The 16,727-nt window shown below is 61.7% G+C and carries 15 protein-coding genes; 7 read left to right on the top strand and 8 right to left on the bottom strand.

The features are described from left to right. Positions 1-3: 3 nt before the first annotated feature. The 7 genes from ACXJJ9_RS07355 to ACXJJ9_RS07325 all read left to right on the top strand — a co-directional run bounded on the left by ACXJJ9_RS07355 (position 4) and on the right by ACXJJ9_RS07325 (position 5,168). Positions 4-924, top strand: a complete 921-nt coding sequence (locus tag ACXJJ9_RS07355) for a 5'-3' exonuclease (protein WP_457096607.1) — start codon at positions 4-6, stop codon at positions 922-924. 49 nt (positions 925-973) lie between these two features. Continuing rightward, positions 974-1,540: an NUDIX hydrolase gene (locus ACXJJ9_RS07350; protein ID WP_457096543.1), complete on the top strand. Its 567-nt coding sequence runs from the start codon at positions 974-976 to the stop codon at positions 1,538-1,540. Positions 1,541-1,606: 66 nt separating this feature from the next. Continuing rightward, positions 1,607-2,329: a hypothetical protein gene (locus ACXJJ9_RS07345; RefSeq protein WP_457096542.1), complete on the top strand. Its 723-nt coding sequence runs from the start codon at positions 1,607-1,609 to the stop codon at positions 2,327-2,329. Between the two features lie 137 nt (positions 2,330-2,466). Continuing rightward, positions 2,467-3,075, top strand: a complete 609-nt coding sequence (locus tag ACXJJ9_RS07340) for an NAD-dependent epimerase/dehydratase family protein (protein WP_457096541.1) — start codon at positions 2,467-2,469, stop codon at positions 3,073-3,075. Continuing rightward, the gene (locus ACXJJ9_RS07335) at positions 3,072-3,437 is read left to right on the top strand and encodes a GDP-mannose 4,6-dehydratase (protein WP_457096606.1); all 366 of its coding nucleotides are present in this window, start codon (positions 3,072-3,074) and stop codon (positions 3,435-3,437) included. Before ACXJJ9_RS07340 ends, ACXJJ9_RS07335 begins: the two co-directional genes overlap by 4 nt. Next, entirely contained in the window at positions 3,407-4,390 is a 984-nt protein-coding gene (locus ACXJJ9_RS07330; RefSeq protein ID WP_457096540.1) for a class I SAM-dependent methyltransferase, read from the top strand. The genes ACXJJ9_RS07335 and ACXJJ9_RS07330 overlap by 31 nt, the downstream gene beginning before the upstream one ends. Before the next feature lie 37 nt (positions 4,391-4,427). After that, positions 4,428-5,168 (top strand): class I SAM-dependent methyltransferase, encoded by a 741-nt coding sequence (locus tag ACXJJ9_RS07325; RefSeq protein WP_457096539.1) that lies wholly within the window; start codon positions 4,428-4,430, stop codon positions 5,166-5,168. Positions 5,169-5,392: 224 nt separating this feature from the next. On the opposite strand, the gene ACXJJ9_RS07320 is transcribed toward ACXJJ9_RS07325, so the two are convergent. From ACXJJ9_RS07320 to prmC, 8 genes are all read right to left on the bottom strand, one after another. Next, on the bottom strand, positions 5,393-7,843 hold the full coding sequence (locus ACXJJ9_RS07320; protein WP_457096538.1) for an adenylyltransferase/cytidyltransferase family protein: 2,451 nt from the start codon (positions 7,841-7,843) through the stop codon (positions 5,393-5,395). Positions 7,844-7,870: 27 nt separating this feature from the next. Beyond that, positions 7,871-9,550, bottom strand: coding sequence for a hypothetical protein (locus tag ACXJJ9_RS07315; protein ID WP_457096537.1), 1,680 nt, complete (start codon positions 9,548-9,550; stop codon positions 7,871-7,873). Positions 9,551-9,561: 11 nt separating this feature from the next. Beyond that, positions 9,562-10,389, bottom strand: a complete 828-nt coding sequence (locus ACXJJ9_RS07310) for a hypothetical protein (RefSeq protein ID WP_457096536.1) — start codon at positions 10,387-10,389, stop codon at positions 9,562-9,564. Between the two features lie 84 nt (positions 10,390-10,473). Continuing rightward, positions 10,474-11,601, bottom strand: a complete 1,128-nt coding sequence (locus tag ACXJJ9_RS07305; RefSeq protein ID WP_457096535.1) for an ABC transporter ATP-binding protein — start codon at positions 11,599-11,601, stop codon at positions 10,474-10,476. A 7-nt stretch (positions 11,602-11,608) separates the two neighbouring features. Further along, entirely contained in the window at positions 11,609-12,397 is a 789-nt protein-coding gene (locus ACXJJ9_RS07300) for an ABC transporter permease (RefSeq protein WP_457096534.1), read from the bottom strand. A 19-nt stretch (positions 12,398-12,416) separates the two neighbouring features. Then, the gene (locus tag ACXJJ9_RS07295; protein ID WP_457096533.1) at positions 12,417-14,717 is read right to left on the bottom strand and encodes a glycosyltransferase family 2 protein; all 2,301 of its coding nucleotides are present in this window, start codon (positions 14,715-14,717) and stop codon (positions 12,417-12,419) included. 179 nt (positions 14,718-14,896) lie between these two features. Then, positions 14,897-15,838 (bottom strand): prolyl aminopeptidase, encoded by a 942-nt coding sequence (pip, locus tag ACXJJ9_RS07290; protein WP_457096532.1) that lies wholly within the window; start codon positions 15,836-15,838, stop codon positions 14,897-14,899. A 31-nt stretch (positions 15,839-15,869) separates the two neighbouring features. Further along, on the bottom strand, positions 15,870-16,712 hold the full coding sequence (prmC, locus tag ACXJJ9_RS07285; RefSeq protein ID WP_457096605.1) for a peptide chain release factor N(5)-glutamine methyltransferase: 843 nt from the start codon (positions 16,710-16,712) through the stop codon (positions 15,870-15,872). Positions 16,713-16,727: the final 15 nt, after the last annotated feature.

Raw genomic sequence — 16,727 nt, 5'->3', positions numbered from 1 at the left:
ACGATGCAAGCCGCGCCGCGTCCGCTCTATCTCGTCGATGCCAGCATGTACGTGTTCCGTGCCTGGCATTCGATGCCGAACGACTTCACCGACGCCGATGGCTGGCCCGCCAACGCGGTGCACGGCTTCGCGCGCTTCCTGCTGGAACTGCTCGACCGCACGCGGCCGCAGCACATCGCCATCGCCTTCGACGAGGCACTGGACTCCTGCTTCCGCAACACGCTCTACCCGGCCTACAAGGCCAACCGCGATGCCGCACCGGACGAACTCAAGCGCCAGTTCGCCCATTGCAAGGCCCTGTGCATCGCCCTTGGTTTTGCCGTGCTCGCGCACAACGATTACGAAGCCGACGACCTGATCGGCTCTGCCCTGGTGCGCCAGCGCGCGCACGGCTTCCGCAGCATCATCGTCTCCGCCGACAAGGACCTCTCGCAGTTGCTGGGCGACCACGACGAACAGTGGGACTACGCCCGCGACCAGCGCTGGGGTGCGAGCGGCGTGAAAGCGCGCCACGGCGTGCACGCGCACCAGATCGCCGACTACCTCGCGTTGACCGGCGATGCGGTCGACAACATTCCCGGCGTGCCGAGCGTGGGCGCGAAGACCGCGGCGGTGCTGCTCGCCCATTTCGGCTCGCTCGACGAACTGCTGGCTCGCGTCGATGAAGTGCCGTACCTGCGCCTGCGCGGTGCCGCCGGGGTCGCGGCGAAGCTGCGCGAGCACCGTGAACAGGCGCTGCTGTGGCGCCGGCTCACCACCATTGCGCTGGACGCCCCGCTGGACGCGCCGCTCGACGACGGCCACTTCGCGCGCGGCACCGCCGATGCGCAGATGCTCGGCACGCTGTGCGAGGCCCTGCGCTTCGGCCCGATGACACGCCGTCGCCTGCACGAAGCGGCCGGGCTCGTTTACGCGGTGTCGTGATCACGGCGCGCGGCGCGTGAATGCCGCCCGGGCGCGGTAGCATCGGCACATGAGCCAGGAACACCACGAAGCCGAAGACCACCCGATCGAAACGCTGTACGACGGCCAATGGCTGCGGATGAAACGCCGCGGGCATTGGGAATATGCCGAGCGCAGCCATGGCAACGGCATGGCCGTCATCATCATCGCCGCCACGCCCGACGACCGGGTGCTTTTCGTCGAGCAGTACCGCGTGCCGTTGGGCAAGCGCACGATCGAGATGCCCGCCGGCCTCGTCGGCGACGACCACGCCCACGACACGCTCGAATCCGCCGCGCGCCGCGAACTGATCGAGGAAACCGGCTGGGAAGCCGCCAAGGTCGAAGTGCTGCTGGTCGGCCCGACCTCGTCGGGCATGAGCAACGAGCGCATCGCCTTCGTCCGCGCCACCCAGCTCTCCCGGGTCGGCGAGGGTGGCGGCGTGGATGGCGAGGGCATCGTCGTGCACGAAGTCCAGCGCACCCGCGCACCGGCGTGGCTGATGCAGAAGCAGCGAGAGGGTTACGAACTGGACCTCAAGCTCTGGGCCGGGCTGTGGATGCTCGAACGCGAGCCGGACGGCACGCCGCTGCTTTAGACAGCGCCGACGCATGTGCGCGCGCGGAGCATGGGACAATTGCGTCCCCTACATACGCGCCGCCCCATGTCCGTTCGCCGCCCGATCCTCGTAGCTTCCCTCGCAGCCTCCCTCGCTCTCACCCCCTTCGCCGCCCTTGCCCACCACGGCCAGGATTTCCTGATCGTGGAGAGCCCCTCGGTCACGCATCCCGGCAACGTCTACTTCCTCGCCAACGCCGCAGCCGCGCTGGAGTCGGACGCCGAAGAGCAGGCTGGCTTCGAACCCGCGCTGCTGGTCGGCGTAGCCCCGCGCGTCGCGCTGGAACTGCATGCCCACACCGAAAAGCTCGCTGGCGACAGCTGGAATTACGAAGCCACCGCGCCATCCGTGCATGTCCTGCTGACCGATCCCGAGCGCCACGACGGCCTCAAGGCCGGCCTCAGCGCCGAATACGAAATCGCCCGCGAGGCCGACGCCGCCGATCGCCTCGAACTGCGCCTGTCGCTGGAGCAGAGCGTCGATGCGTACAAGTGGGGCGGAAACCTCATCTACAGCCGCGAGCAGGGCGGCGAGGACGAATTTGGCGTCGCGCTCGGCCTGCGCCGCGCCGTTGGCGCGCACGTTGCGCTCGGCGCGGAAGCGCAGGGCGCGTTCGACCATGCCGACGGCCGCGAACTGCTCGGTGGCGTGTACTGGGAACCCAACGAAGCGGTCACGCTGAAATTCGGCCTCGGCGGCGTGCACGACGACGCGGGCGGCAACATGGCGCTCGCGCGGTTCGGGCTCGTCGTGCGCCTGCGCGGCTGAAAGAGCCCGTAACCCAACGGAGCAGGACGAATCAGCCCGACGGATCGCCAATTGACCGGTCCCGCACAGTCCAAAGCGCGCATCCCGCCGCATCCGAAAGTTAAAATTCCAGGATTGATCAACTTGCCGATGGACTCATGCATATCCTGGTTTGTGACGGCGGCGGCTATGTAGGAGCCCATGCTGCCTACGCGCTTTCCTCTAAGGGCCACGAAGTCACCGTATTGGACAATTTCAGCACTGGCCACCGGCAAGCCATTCGCTGGGGTGGTCTCGTCGAAGCCGATCTCCTGCAGCCAGGATCCCTGGACGAGGCGTTTCGCAAGCCGGTTGATGCCGTCATGCACTTCTGCGCACGCTCGCTGGTCGGCGAATCCGTCACCGCGCCATACGACTACTACGACAACAACGTCACTGGCACGCTGAACCTCCTGCGCGCCATGCGGAAACACGGCGTGGACAAGCTCGTGTTTTCCTCCACCGCCGCGGTCTTCGGCAATCCCGTCCGCGATGTCATCGACGAGGACCATCCCAAAGCCCCCATCAATCCGTACGGCGCCAGCAAGCTCATGGTCGAACGCATGCTTGCCGATGCGGCGACTGCCCATGGGCTCCGTTCCGTTGCCTTGCGCTACTTCAACGCGGCCGGAGCGGCCAACGATGCGGGCATCGGCGAGTCCCATTCGCCCGAGACCCATCTCATCCCGAACGTGTTGCGGTCGGCGCTGGAACCGGTCCTGCGCTGAAAATATTCGGCAACGACTACCCCACCCGGGATGGCACCTGCATTCGCGACTACGTCCATGTCCTCGACCTGGCGGATGCGCACCAGCGCGCGCTGGACTACATGGGCACGCACGAAGGCGCGCACGCCTTCAATCTCGGCAATGGCACTGGATTCAGCGTGATGGAAGTCATACGCGCGGCACGCGAGGTAACCGGTCGGGAGATTCCGTTCGAACAGGCCCCGCGACGCGCGGGCGACCCTCCGGTGCTGGTGGCCTCCAGCGCCTCCGCCCTTGACGTCCTGGGCTGGCAACCACGCTTCCCGCAGATCGACCAGATCATCCGGACGGCATGGAACTGGCATTCGGCGCCGGCATACTGAACCGCATGAATCCCGAGCAGTTCCGCCTGCTGGTGCCCGCCACGGTCGAAAACTTCGACGAGTCGGGCTATCTCGCAGCCAATCCTGACATCGCCGAAGCCGTCAAGGCGGGTACCGTCTCCTCGGCACGCGCCCATTTCGACGCGTTCAACGCGACCGAATCGCGGCCGCTACGCGTCCCGCTGCCGATCGAGTGGAAGCACCGGAAACTGCATCGCGTGCGCCCATTGCTGGAACCGGACATCCCGCACCGCGAGACGCTGCAGTTGATCGATTGCCTGACGGACGCGCTGCGCGAGGAATTCAGCGTGATTCCCACCGACAACGTCAGCGCCCACGAATACGATCCACCGACGCTGGCATTGCTCGAACGGCACGCGGATGGCCTGGTGCTCGACTGTGGCGCCGGGCAGCGCAACACGTACTACGCGAACGTCGTCAACTACGAGATCGTCGCCTACGACAGCACCGACGTGCTCGGCGTCGCCGAGCGCCTGCCATTCAAGGACGCGAGTTTCGACGCCGTGGTCTGCATGAATGTCCTGGAACACGTGAAGGACCCCTTCCAGGTGGCCCGCGAACTAATGCGCGTGCTCAAGCCGGGCGGCGAGCTGTTGTGCGTGGCGCCGCTGCTGCAGCCGCTGCACGGCTACCCACACCACTACTTCAACATGACCCACCAGGGCCTGTTGTCGCTGTTCGAGCCGATGACCGACAAGCGGACCGAAGTGTACGGCGCCATGCACCCGATCTGGGCCCTCAACTGGATCCTGGCGAGCTACCACGCAGGACTGCCGCAGGAGCAGCGTGCGCAGTTTGCCGCCATGACGGTTGCCCAGCTGCTGGCGTCCCCATCGGCGCTCGAACTGGAAACCATCGCCACGGCGCTCTCCGAGGCCGCGCGCACTGAACTGGCATCGGCGCACGCCCTGTCGGCCCGCAAACCCCACTGAAGGCGTCGCCGACGCCGCACCTGGAAACAACTGCAAGATGAAGCTTCCCCATTTCCTGAGCAGCTACCTCAAGCAAAGCAAGGAACTGCTCGAAACCCACGACGAATCGCGTGCCATGTCGCTGGCCGTCGGTGGCGATTACGAAGCGGTCGGCGCACTCGAATTCTGCCTGCTCAAGCAGCAGGGCCTGCAGCCGCAGCACACTGTGATCGATGCAGGCTGCGGCAGTGGTCGACTGGCGACCCAGCTCAAGGACTACCTGACCGGCACCTACGTCGGCCTGGACGTCGTGCCGGAACTGTTCCGCTATGCCCAGCAGGCCTGCGGACGCCGCGACTGGAAGTTCTACCAGGCCCCCGGCACCACCATTCCGGAACGCGATGCCAGCGCGGACTTCGTCACGTTCTTCTCGGTGTTCACCCACCTTCAGCACGAAGAGACCTATCGCTACCTGGCGGAAGCCAAGCGCGTGCTCAAGCCCGGCGGAAAGATCGTGTTCTCCTTCCTCGAGTTCCGCATTCCCTCGCACTGGTTCATCTTCGAGCACTCGGTGAAGGACACGCGGCCCGACAAGGTCCTGAACCAGTTCATGGATCGCGACATGATCCACTTCTTCGCGCAGGCCTTGGGGCTGCACGTGCTCAAAATCGAGGATGGGCACTTGCCGCATATCCAGCTCGATCGGGTCATTCGATGGGATGACGGCCGCGAGATGGTTGGCATTGGCAACCTTGGCCAATCCGTATGCGTGCTGGTCAATGGATCAGGCACATCCTGATGACCCCACATCATATTCTGGCTATCGACGCAGGAAAGAACGAGCAGCATTCGCGCGATTGCCTGTAACACGGCGAACCGATCGAAGGGACTCAACGCGCGTCTGGAAGCAATCGTCGATGCCGCTAGGGGGCGAGCGTTTTTTGGAAGAGTCGGCTGAACGCCTTTTTTCCCAAGCAACTTCTGTAAGGCCTGACAGCAAGCGCTGCCATCTTCCCTCGATAGTCAACCTCGCCTGTATTTTCTCCCCTCGGACCTGCCGTGGCGTGTCCAGTGCGCATTCGCGGTATGTACACCGCTTATTCCGGCATTTCTTAGCCCCGGATTCATATCCACGTATATCGGGTACGAGAAATCCGGAGGAACCGCATATTCGATCGGTCGTCCTTCGCTGCTGCCGTACTGAAGGTAGTGCAGCATTGCAGCGACCGGGTTGCTGTGTCCGGCATTGGCGACATCAGGATTGAGAAACAGGTATTCCATCCACGGGAAATGTCGCGGCGCATCCCTGAACTGATATCGGGCCGACAGCGCATCGGCGGAAATACCAAAATTGCGATTGAGTATCCTGCTGTACTCTTCCTCGGGAGCACCATGAATATAGACGCGCTTCCAGAACGAGAGGAAACGATCGATGCGAGGATCCGTCACGGAAGGCGCAGGCATGTGCTTGTTCACATACGGGATCATTATGCCGACGACGGCACGCAGGTCCGTTTCCGCACAGTCCCGAACAAATTCAAATGCATCCTCGCCCAGTGGATTCCTGTAGAACCATTTCCACACAGCTAATAGGACTCTGGAAAATCCAAGTCTCAGGGCAGTATTGAAGTCCCGCTTTTCATAGCACTGCAGAATTACCTGAGATTGCACCCCTAGCCGCACGGCCTCATCCCTGATCTTTCCCGCCACGTAGTCGTAGTCTTCGCGATTCGATTTGATATCGCAGACCAACGCCTTGCCAGGCTGAGTGCAGAGCAGGACAGCTTGCTCCAACGACAGCGGGGTGAGTTCCGAATCGAACTTGCTGGCCAGGAACTCTTTCGTAGATATGCTGGCGAACGGACTACCCAATCCATGGCGATGCTCAAATCCGTCGTGCGCCACTATCACCCCGTCGGCGCTGCGAACAAAATCCAGCTCCACAAAATCGACGACATCGCGCGCAGCCGTCACGGCCTCCAAGGAATTGGAAGCATGATGGGACGCAAAATCCCCACCGCCATTGGCGATAACCCGGGACCTCGTGAACATCAGGTTGTCATGCGCGATCGCGTTCGAAGGTCGGGATGGCGTTCGATCGACAGGCCTTCCCTCCTCCAGTGCGTCACAGGCCCTTGAAACTTCCGCGACAATCGACGAAGCACTCGCTTCGGTTATGGATGTCCCGTGCAGCAATCGAGCCTGCATCGCGGCAATGGCAGCGAGGGCATCCGCATCGCCATCCAGGAGCCTTTGAACGGCCCCCGCAACTTCCTGCGGCCTTACGCACAACCCTCCTACGAACAATTCCGCAGTACCCGCTGTGTACGGGTAGTCGAACATGCCTGCATTGTTGTCAGAGTATTCGCGCAGCAACACCTGGACGACCGGCTTGCTCAGCGCCGCCGCCTCGAAGATAGTGGAGGAAAGGTCGGAAACCAAGCAGTCGCAATGTTTCAAGAGCTCACTGATGATCCCGCCTTCGTTAGGAACAACATTGAGTCCGGAAACATCCAGGTGTGCTGTTTCGGGATGCAACAGCGCAACATGATTTGGGATATCGGCGATCTGCCTCACCGCAGCGGCCATATCCAGGTTATTGGAAATGTACCAGGTCGGAGCGAACAGCACGATCGGCCGGGCGGGATCCAAGCCGCAGGCCGCAGCCACTCGTTCACGCGAGCGCAGGGGCGGGCTCAATAGAAGCTTTGACTTGATGAATCCGCCAGAGCGAACCTTGTCTTTAGAAGGGCCATCAGAGAAGAAGGTCAGCAGGGACCGAACGTGATCGGGCCCCGCTGTAACGATCACGTCGAAAAAGTCGAACCGTTTCTCATCTGCAAGGAACCATTTCAGATGGCTGGCGCCATGATCGATGAGAACTCGTGGCTTCCCGTCATAGCTGCTTGGCAGTTCTTCGGCGGGGAGGTTGAAGAAAACGAGGCAATCGCAATCGATTCCCTCTGGCAGTGAGCTGGTCTGCGTAAAGACCGGCGCCATGTTCGCCGACGTCATCTCGTTGACCAGGCTCATTGCGCAGTCGTAGTGCTTCTTGATGTACGTATCGCCAAACAAGACCTTTTTGACCTTGAAGTGGCCTCCGATGCTCGTTTTCACGTCGGTAGAGGAAACGCCTTCAGTCCGTGGAAGGTAGCTCACCTCGCAGGACACCCAGTCGAACCTCCCCTGCCAATCGTTCCCCATGACAAGCAAATCCGCACCATGCTCGCGAATGTATTCGTCCTTTCTCTCCAGGGAATCCTCGAAAAATACTTCATCGACGCATTTCAAGGCGGCCACGCATTCCGCGCGATGAGCCTGAGAAAAGAAGGAGCGTTTTCCCTTTTCTGCATTTAGCCGATCTGTAGAAACGCCGACGATGAGATAGTCCCCCATCGCCCTGGCACGCTCAAGAATTCTCAGGTGACCTTCGTGAAGAAGATCGAAGGTGCCAAATGTGATGACTTTCTTCATTCGTTCCAGGTCTTTGTAGACAGGCGCTTATGCCCAGAACCGGGACGGCGCAAATCGCTCGTAACTGAAGTCAGCAATGCCCCTGGCCATCCCCCCCCCTGCGACCATTGCCGGCTTTGGCAGATCATCAATCTGGTTACCGGTCATGTGCCGCGAAAGCGCCGTTCGGATCTTGCCAACCTGTTCCGGGCCGCCCCATTTTTGGGCCAGGTAATATGCGCCGGTCAGCATTGCGCGCTCTCGCTGCTTTTCCTTCTCCGGATTGGCTTCTGCAGAGAAGCGCGGAGTGACGTCGTGAACGAAGCGAGCCACGGGGCATACTTTAAGCAGCCCCCCGAGCAGCTTCACGCGCCACGACAGGTCCACATCTTCACTGTACATATGGATATTCGGGTCAAACCCACCGGTCTCTGCCCACAATTTGCGCGAAATCGCGAAGCAAGCGCCCGACACCCACGAAGTGTCCAGCGTCACCGGGTCGTGCCATTTGGGATGATCGACAGGAGCCGCTACTGCCTCAATGAGCGCCTGATCTCCCCAATAGTCCGAGAAGTCGAGGAGAGCCTTGATGCTCCCAGGGGTAAAGAAGCCATCGGGATTTGCTCCGATGTACAACCGGTCCTGTTGAAAGCAGAGCTTCATCAAACGGTTGTGCGCCCGGCCGAACCCGAGATTTTCTTCCGCACAGATGAAGTTTCCACCAATTGTGCTGCGATAGCGCGGTAGGTTGTCGCGGTCGTTGATCAAGTACTTCCACTCGATCTCGTAGCCTGGAGTGCGAAGCGCTTCACACCTTAGAGACGCTTCGATTTTCCGAAGCTCTTCTTCGGAGTTGTCGTACAGGACAATTCCGACAAAGGCCTTCCGACGGTCCCGTCGCGCCTCATGCGCCACCGAAGGAAGACGAGCCTTGGTATAGGGCGTAGGCCACTTCGGCCCCGCCAACTGCCCGGTGCCCTTTGTCGCCTGCAGGAACCCCTTGAGGGTTTTCATGTCGTTCTTGTTGCCCAGGTGCGCCGCTCCTTTCAGGAACAGGTCGCTTACGAGCGGCTCCTTGCTGAACCTGCGGGATTCATTGATACCGTGCTGCACGAAATGCAACAACGGCACGCACCCAGCCGCCTCCAGGTCGGGATTGCTGGCCATGTAGTACGAAAAGCATGCAAGCGAAGAGCATTCCAGATACTTCGCACCGTCACGACCCTCGTTGCGCAAGTAGTGCTCTACCGGAATCTGGCGATTCTCGATGCCGACTCCATTCCTGGCCCGGTACACCTCGTTCTCGAAGAACATGCAAGGGTCCGCATTGGTCTCCGCCAACATCTGCCGCAAACCTGAGTACGGCGCCAGAACATCCCGCTTTTCCTGGAGCGTAACCGCCCCAGCGCCACCGGGTAGCTGGCGGATGATGTGATCCATGTCGATCAGAACTGAAGGGCTGCGAGCCTCCTTGAACCCATGCATTACGTAATGCAGCAACGGAGGAGTATCCGACGATCGAACATCCGGAGATCTTTCGAGGTAGTACTTGCCATCGAACAATGGAGAGGTCGGCGCATTCCAGTAGCTTGGGTTTTCCAGATACAAGAACTCGATGGGTACGCCCATGCCTTCAGCATTCAGGCCAAGCGCGTTGGCGAGATACTCGGGGTCGAGAAGTCCGGAATTGCGCAGAACCGAGACTTCTGCAAGTCGCTCATTCAACATGGGAAAATCTCTTAAAAATCGGAGGCAAAGAACTTGATTTCATAGGCGCTTCTGAGGCGGTCCAGGAGCTTCCGATTTGATTTCCATATCTCTTGCTTCTCCATATCCTCCGGCCTGTCCGTACCTTTTGGCGTGCTGTTACTCTCATCGCTACGCATCAAATACGCACCGATACGGATCTTCATATTGGAGAAGTCGCAAGGCACTCGGCCTGCAACCCGGAGGAGGAACTCATAGTCCTCCACGCGAATGAGATCACTACGGAACCGTAGTTCGCTCTTATCGACCTTGCTGCAGTCGATAAGGTAGGAGTGCAAGGGTGCAAAATTTTCCTTGATTAGATCCAGCTTGTTCTTGCCCTTGAACGGGTTACTCATCGAATAGACAAAGTCGTAATCGGAAAACCCAACGGCGTGCGCCATCTCCATGCCGGCAAAAGAAACTGCCGCGGCCGTGGATGACAGGGGCTCCTTGAGCGTCTTGTACGCGTGCGTGTACAGCAGGTCATCGTAATCAAGAAATGCAAGATATCGATTGCCTCGCCGATTGTGTTCGGCGATCCCCGCGTTCAACAGATCGGAGCGCACGTCACGATCAGACGAATCCGTGTAATTGATCACTACGGGCTTCGGCATCCATTCAAAGAACCACTGACGCTCCACGGCAGCCCTTACCGCGTCGACTGCCGCGACATCGAGCCGTTGCGTAACTACGATCGGCTGAACTTCGGCTTCAATCTGTGCATGCAGGCTCTGGATTGCACGCTCCAGCTTGCCCAACCCATGCATGTCGTGGAATCGCACAACCGTGCTCACCACTTCGCTTGCTTTCTGAGTCATATAAGTTCCAGCTAATTGCAGTCGCCACATCGAGCGGCGAGCCAATAACAAGGCCAAGGCCCTCCAAAGGGGACCGCGGCCGGTTCATTCCACTTCGATGATGCCCGCCATGGCCACGGGCAACGGCGGGCCCAGGTTCTTCTCGGAACGCCCCACACTCACCTTGAGGTCGTTCAGGATGTCCGCAGACTTGTGATCCATGGGCCGTGGGATCGCGACCCGGAAGCCGAAGTTGCCCGCCCTCTTCGCGAGATGAAGGCGGACATCGCGCCGGTCGACCCTTTCAGGCGAGAGACTGACTCGGCGCCCGCCCGTTTCTACGGTCATCACGGCCGCTTCGCCGCCCTTCTCGTCGATGGCCCAACCCTCGAGTTCCACACGGTCGACGGTGATCGTGATGCGTTCCACCAGGCCAACGGAATTGCCGAACAGCAGCGGATCATCAAGCGCTGCATCGCGTCGGGCTTCCGCGCCGGCATTGGATACGACGGAGCGATAAGCCTCGATACCCGCATCGATTTCGCCAAAGAAACGCATTCGGCCGCGATCGAGCACCAGTGCCTTGTTGCACATCGAGCGCAGCAGCGAAGTGCTGTGGCTGGCCAGGACGACGATGCGGCTGCCGTGGAAGCGGCTGAGCATCCGTTCCTTGGCACGGGCGATGAAGTTTTCGTCACCGGCTCCGATCCATTCGTCCATCAGCAGGATGTCGGGCTGCACGGAGGTGGAGATCGCGAAACCCAGCCGCATGCGCTGGCCTGCAGAGAGGGTGTAGAGACGATGGTTCGCCCGGTCGGCGAGGCCCGCGAACTCAAGGATGCTCTCAACGGCCGCATCCACCTGGCGGTAGCGCAGGCCCATAGCGGTGCCGCGCAGGACGATGTTCTCCACGAGTGTGGCGTATTCGTTGAACCCCAGCGTGGTGCTGAGCAGCGACTGCACGCTGCCCTGGGTGTCGACGCTTCCGCGCGTGGGCTGGAGGGCGCCGTTGAGGACGCGCAGCAAAGTGGTCTTGCCCGCGCCGTTGAGGCCCATGACGCCGATGCGATCGCCCTCGCCGGCATGGAAATCCACGCCGTTGAGGACGGTGCTGAAGCGGCGCTTGGCGGAGGCGAACGTCGCCAGCAGCCCATGCGAAGCGGTACCGGCGCCGCCCTGGGATTCATAGGGGAGTTCCAGCGAAAGACCGCTGACCTTGATGGATGTCGTCATGTCTTTATCAAATCCAGACCGGAACGCGTCGCGCGAAATTTCGATAGGCCATCACTGCCAGTACCAGCCCCACCAGCGTCATGTTCGCCACGTAGTAGTAGGTGACCGGCTCGATCGTTTCCGTGGTCAGCGGCGCCCGGATCAGCGCTATCAGGTGATGCAGTGGGTTGGCCCGCATCAGCATGCCCTGCATGGTGTCGGCGGGCGCCGACGTCGGATACCAGACGATCGGAGTCACCAGGAACAGGAACAACATCGCGCTGCCCACGACCTCGCCGAAGTCCGGGAAGCGGGCGCCCAGCAGCCCGAACGAAACCGAGAACAGGAACAGGTTGACCAGCACCACCGCCAGTCCGACGAAAGAGCCGGGAATCCCAGAAGCATCGAAGTCCGGCGACAGCACCATGGCCACGGCCAGCACCGGCATGGCCAGCACGAAATAGATCGTGGCGCGCGCGACCACGCCGAGCAGGTAGTCGGTCAGGCGCATGTGCCCGTCGTTGATGTACGACTGGTACTGCGAGAACACCGTAGTGGAGTCATTCATGACGCTGGTGATCAACCGGAACGTGATGAAGCCGATGCCCACGTGCGCCATGAACGGACGCACGCTCACCGGATTGATCATTCCCACGAACCAGCCAATGCCCCAGATGTAGACGATCGGCGGCACGAGGACCCAGAACAGTCCCAGCGCCGTCTTGCGGTATTTGGTGATCACACCCAGCCACGCGGAATACAACCAGTGGTCTGGGCGGCGAAAACTTGTCGCCAGATCTCCGAACAAAGAGCTCATTTCCTTCATTTTTCCTTTCTTAGATGACTGGCACGCCAACCCGCGCAAGCGCGCCATTCGGAGCTGCCCTTGGCGGGAAAGCCAATCCGAAATCGGCGTCATCAAGCGTCAGGTTGGGGTTGTAAGCCGGGTCCTGGAGCAGCAGCCGATCCCAGCGCTGCTTCATGGTGCTCGCTTCCTTGTCGAACCTCATGCGCTTCTCGGGCGTGTCTTCGGAACCACGACTTGCGGATTCGTGGTGATAGAGCTCCGCAAACGGCGTCCAGACATTGAAGTACCCGGCGACGGATACCCGAATGCAGAAGTCGACGTCGTTGAAGGCAACGGACAGCCCTTCATCAAACCCGGAAACCTGCTCGAAGACCTGGCGGCGGACCACCATGCAGGCACCGGTTACGGCCGTGTAGTTCTGGGTGACCCCTGCGCGCCCGATATAACCACCGGTGCCCCTGGGTTGCCGCACGTGCACGTGCCCTGCCACGCCACCGATGCCCAGCACCACGCCCGCGTGCTGCACTGTGCCGTCAGGGTAATAGAGCATGCAACCCACCACACCGACGTCCTTGCGGATGGCGTGACCCACCAGTTCGTCAAGCCACTCCGGCGTGATGACTTCGATGTCGTTGTTGAGGATGCAGAAGACTTCGCCTTCCGCATGGCGCGCTGCGTGATTGATGATCGCAGAGAAATTGAAGGGCGCTGGATAGCGCAGGACCGAAATCCACTCGTGCTTTTCGAGCTCGGCAAGGTAGGCCAATGCCTCCGCTTCCTCGGAGCCGTTGTCCACCACGATCACCCGATAATTCCCGTAGGTGGTTCTTTGCAGGATGCTGTCGACACAGGTGGCCAGCAAATCCTTCTTGTCCCGCGAAGGAATGATGATGGCCACCCGGGGGATCGCGTCGCCCAGCTCCCGGCGCGCCCGGTAATACCCGGCAGGCGTGACTTCGACGCGGCCTTTTATGCCAATCCGCGCCATGTGGGACTCGACGGCACGCCGTCCGGTCTCCAGCGCATAGGATTTCTGGGAGACGCCGGCAGCCGTCGATCCCTCGACCTGGCGCCAGTGATAGAGCACCTTGGGGATGTGAACCACTTCGGACGGAAGCAGCCTTTCGGTACAGCGCAGGAGCAGATCGTGGTCCTGTGCCCCTTCGAATCCAGGCCTCAGTCCGCCTTGGCTGGAGACCAGCGCCGCATCCAGGACGGTCAGGTGACAGATGTAGTTCTGGGACCGCAGCAGCTCCGGATTCCATGCTGGCTTGAAATTCGGGTCGAAGCGCTTTCCGCCTTCGTCGATCTTGTCCTCGTCCGAATAGAACAACCTGCCCTGCGGGTTGTGCTCGATCGCCCGCGCCACCTCGAACAGGGCATCCGGAGTGAGCTCGTCGTCGTGATCCAGGAACGCGACAAAATCCCCGGTGGCCAGTGCCAGGGCGTCGTTGCTCGTTTCGCTGATATGCCCGCGATTCTCGCGAAGGTGCAACAGGATGCGCGAGTCCTGTCGGGCGTATTCCGCGAGGAGCTTCCTGACGGATGAAGGCGACGCATCATCTGCAATGCATAGCTGCCAATTGGAATAGGTTTGGGCAATGACGCTGTCTATGCACTTGCGAAGCAAAGGAAGCGGCGTGTGGTACGTCGGCAAGATCACCGATATCAGTGGACGCCTGGCGAGCGGGGCGACCTCTTTCTTCCGCCGCTGCTTCTGCAGGGTGTTGTCGAACAACGCCACCCATCGCGTATAGCCGCGTATGTCTTCGCGACAGGCGTCGACATAATGGCGCACAAGCAGTTGTGCACCCTCCGTCATCCTGCCCAGCACCAGCAGCCGCAGGAATCCCCAGAGCGCAGCCAGCGCGGAATCGAAAAAGAGCTGTTTCCTGGCGCGTTGAATGCCGGCCAGCATCAGGAAGAATGCGCGCGGGCGGGATATGTTCCGGATCGTCAGCCGGTTGATGGTGAATCGAGCCGGCCGGATGGTGGGGTCGAAGCGCAGCCTGAGGACCGGGCGCGAGATGGCAACGACGGTTTCAATCCACCCCTTGCCGTCCGGCTCCGGCAGCGGAATCTTCTCTGCCTCGTACATCCCCTCGCCGAAATCGGGATACAGGCAAGGCGAGGTGATGCTTCCTTCGGCAAGCGCCACCCGCAATCGGATCCGATACCAGCCAGGAGATATCCGCAGCGGCGCGCCGTCGACGAGCAGCTCGAATCGCGGGTCCTCCCCGTCGGATTCATACTTCGGATGCCCTGCGGCTTCGTAGACAGTGATCTGGTGCGTGGGCTCCAGATCAATCCTTCCCCTTGTGAACCGCATCGACCCCATCCTTACAACAAATCCGTGCCCTCGGCGCTTGCACACCGGGCAAATGACGTGCCCCCCCTGCCACGGGGGGCTATCCCCTTAACGGAAAATTATCGCAGGATGGGGGCTCGGGCGGGCCCGCAGCTTTTGCCGAATCAGCTGTATCGGAAGTGTGATTCAGACATCTTGATTCAGGCGAACTGTTCTGTCGCCGCCACCAGCGCATCGATGTTCTCCGCCTCGAAGGCGGAGTGGCCGGACGCCGGCGTGATCACCAGTTCGCCCTTCGGCCAGGCCTTGTGCAGCTCCCACGCGTTCTGCACCGGGCAGACCACGTCGTAGCGGCCGTGCACGATCACGCCGGGGATGTCCTTGATCCTGCCTGCGTCGCGCAGCAGTTGGTCCTCGACCTCGAAGAAACCACCGTTGACGAAGTAATGGTTCTCGATGCGCGCGAAGGCCAGCGCGAACGCGGCGTCCTCGTGCCCGGAAACGAAATCCTGGTCGACGTGCAGGAAGCTGGTCGCGCCCTCCCACACGCTCCATGCGCGCGCGGCAGCCAAGCGCGTGGCTTCGTCGTCCGAGGTCAGGCGGCGATGAAAGGATGAGATCAGGTCGTGGCGTTCGACCGGCGGGATCGCGCTGATGTAGTGCTCCCACGCATCCGGGAACAGGCGCGAGGCGCCTTCCTGGTAGAACCATTCCAGCTCCCAGCGACGCAGCATGAAGATGCCGCGCAGCACGAGTTCGCTGACCCGCTTCGGATGCGTCTCCGCATAGGCGAGCGCCAGGGTGGAACCCCATGAGCCGCCGAACACCTGCCAGCGCTCGATGCCGAGTTGGCTGCGCAGCTTCTCGATGTCCGCGACCAGGTCCCAGGTGGTGTTGTCGACGAGATCCGCGTGCGGCGTGGAGCGTCCGCTACCGCGCTGGTCGAACAGGACGATGCGGTACTTCGCCGGATCGTGGAAACGCCGCATCTTGTCGCTGCAGCCCGCGCCGGGCCCGCCGTGCAGCATTACCACGGGCTTGCCGTTTGGATTGCCGCACTGCTCGTAATAGAGCGTGTGTCGTTCGTCGACCTTGAGGGTGCCAGTGTCGTAGGGCTGGATCTCGGGAAAGAGAGTGCGCATCGCTGGCATCCGTTCGGCTAACGGGGAAATTCTAGCCCAGTGCCCGTGACCATCGACCGAGGGAAACCCGGTCGCGGTCCTCGAGGTCGCGCTCGGTGGCGACCTCGGCGAAGCCAGCATTCGTCAATAGTTCGCGCACCGCGGCGCCCTGGTCCCAACCATGCTCCATCAGCAGCCAACCACCGGCCTCCAGGTGCCGGGGCGCGGCCGCCACGATCGCGCGGATCGCATCGAGGCCATCGACACCCGACGACAGCGCCGACGCCGGTTCAAAGCGCAGGTCGCCCTCGCCCAGATGGGGGTCCTCGACGGCGATGTACGGTGGATTGCTGGCGATCAGGTCGAAGCGCTCGCCGGCCAGCGGCGCCAGCCAGTCGCCTTCGCGGAAGTCGACATTGGCAAGACGCAGCGCCTGCGCGTTGGTGCGTGCCACGGCCAGGGCCGGCGCACTCGCATCGGTGGCGACCACCTGCGCGCGCGGCCGTTCCAACGCCAGCGCCAACGCGATGGCGCCGCTGCCGGTACCGAGGTCGGCGACGCGCAGCGCGCGACCGGGCGGCAACCGCGACAGCGCCAGCTCCACCAGCAGTTCGGTTTCCGGCCGTGGAATCAGCGTCGCCGGCGTGACTGCAAGGTCGAAACGCCAGAACCCCCGTTGCCCGGTGAGATAGGCAACCGGCTCGCCCGCGCCGCGCCGCTGCACGAGGGCCTCGAAGGCCGCCACGGTGTCGTCCGAAGCCAGCTCATCGCGATGCGCGAACAACCAGCTGCGCGGTTTACCCAGCGCGTGCGCGAGCAGGAACTCCGCATCGACGGCATCGATCCGGGCACGCGCGGCCAGCAACAGGGCATCGAGGCGCCGCGCGCCGGGCATTGGGGTTGGGGCTGG

The sequence above is a fragment of the Lysobacter sp. P5_B9 genome (genome assembly GCF_054049835.1).
The sequence above is the reverse complement of the archived record's forward strand: the minus strand, read 5'-3'. Positions and strand labels throughout refer to the sequence as shown.

Coding starts and splice junctions, on each gene's coding strand:
- ACXJJ9_RS07355 (WP_457096607.1), top strand. CDS start 4: ATGCAAGCCGCGCCGCGTCCGCTCTATCTCGTCGATGCCAGCATGTAC.
- ACXJJ9_RS07350 (WP_457096543.1), top strand. CDS start 974: ATGAGCCAGGAACACCACGAAGCCGAAGACCACCCGATCGAAACGCTG.
- ACXJJ9_RS07345 (WP_457096542.1), top strand. CDS start 1,607: ATGTCCGTTCGCCGCCCGATCCTCGTAGCTTCCCTCGCAGCCTCCCTC.
- ACXJJ9_RS07340 (WP_457096541.1), top strand. CDS start 2,467: ATGCATATCCTGGTTTGTGACGGCGGCGGCTATGTAGGAGCCCATGCT.
- ACXJJ9_RS07330 (WP_457096540.1), top strand. CDS start 3,407: ATGGAACTGGCATTCGGCGCCGGCATACTGAACCGCATGAATCCCGAG.
- ACXJJ9_RS07325 (WP_457096539.1), top strand. CDS start 4,428: ATGAAGCTTCCCCATTTCCTGAGCAGCTACCTCAAGCAAAGCAAGGAA.
- ACXJJ9_RS07320 (WP_457096538.1), bottom strand. CDS start 7,843: ATGAAGAAAGTCATCACATTTGGCACCTTCGATCTTCTTCACGAAGGT.
- ACXJJ9_RS07315 (WP_457096537.1), bottom strand. CDS start 9,550: ATGTTGAATGAGCGACTTGCAGAAGTCTCGGTTCTGCGCAATTCCGGA.
- ACXJJ9_RS07310 (WP_457096536.1), bottom strand. CDS start 10,389: ATGACTCAGAAAGCAAGCGAAGTGGTGAGCACGGTTGTGCGATTCCAC.
- ACXJJ9_RS07305 (WP_457096535.1), bottom strand. CDS start 11,601: ATGACGACATCCATCAAGGTCAGCGGTCTTTCGCTGGAACTCCCCTAT.
- ACXJJ9_RS07300 (WP_457096534.1), bottom strand. CDS start 12,397: ATGAGCTCTTTGTTCGGAGATCTGGCGACAAGTTTTCGCCGCCCAGAC.
- ACXJJ9_RS07295 (WP_457096533.1), bottom strand. CDS start 14,717: ATGCGGTTCACAAGGGGAAGGATTGATCTGGAGCCCACGCACCAGATC.
- pip (WP_457096532.1), bottom strand. CDS start 15,838: ATGCGCACTCTCTTTCCCGAGATCCAGCCCTACGACACTGGCACCCTC.
- prmC (WP_457096605.1), bottom strand. CDS start 16,712: ATGCCCGGCGCGCGGCGCCTCGATGCCCTGTTGCTGGCCGCGCGTGCC.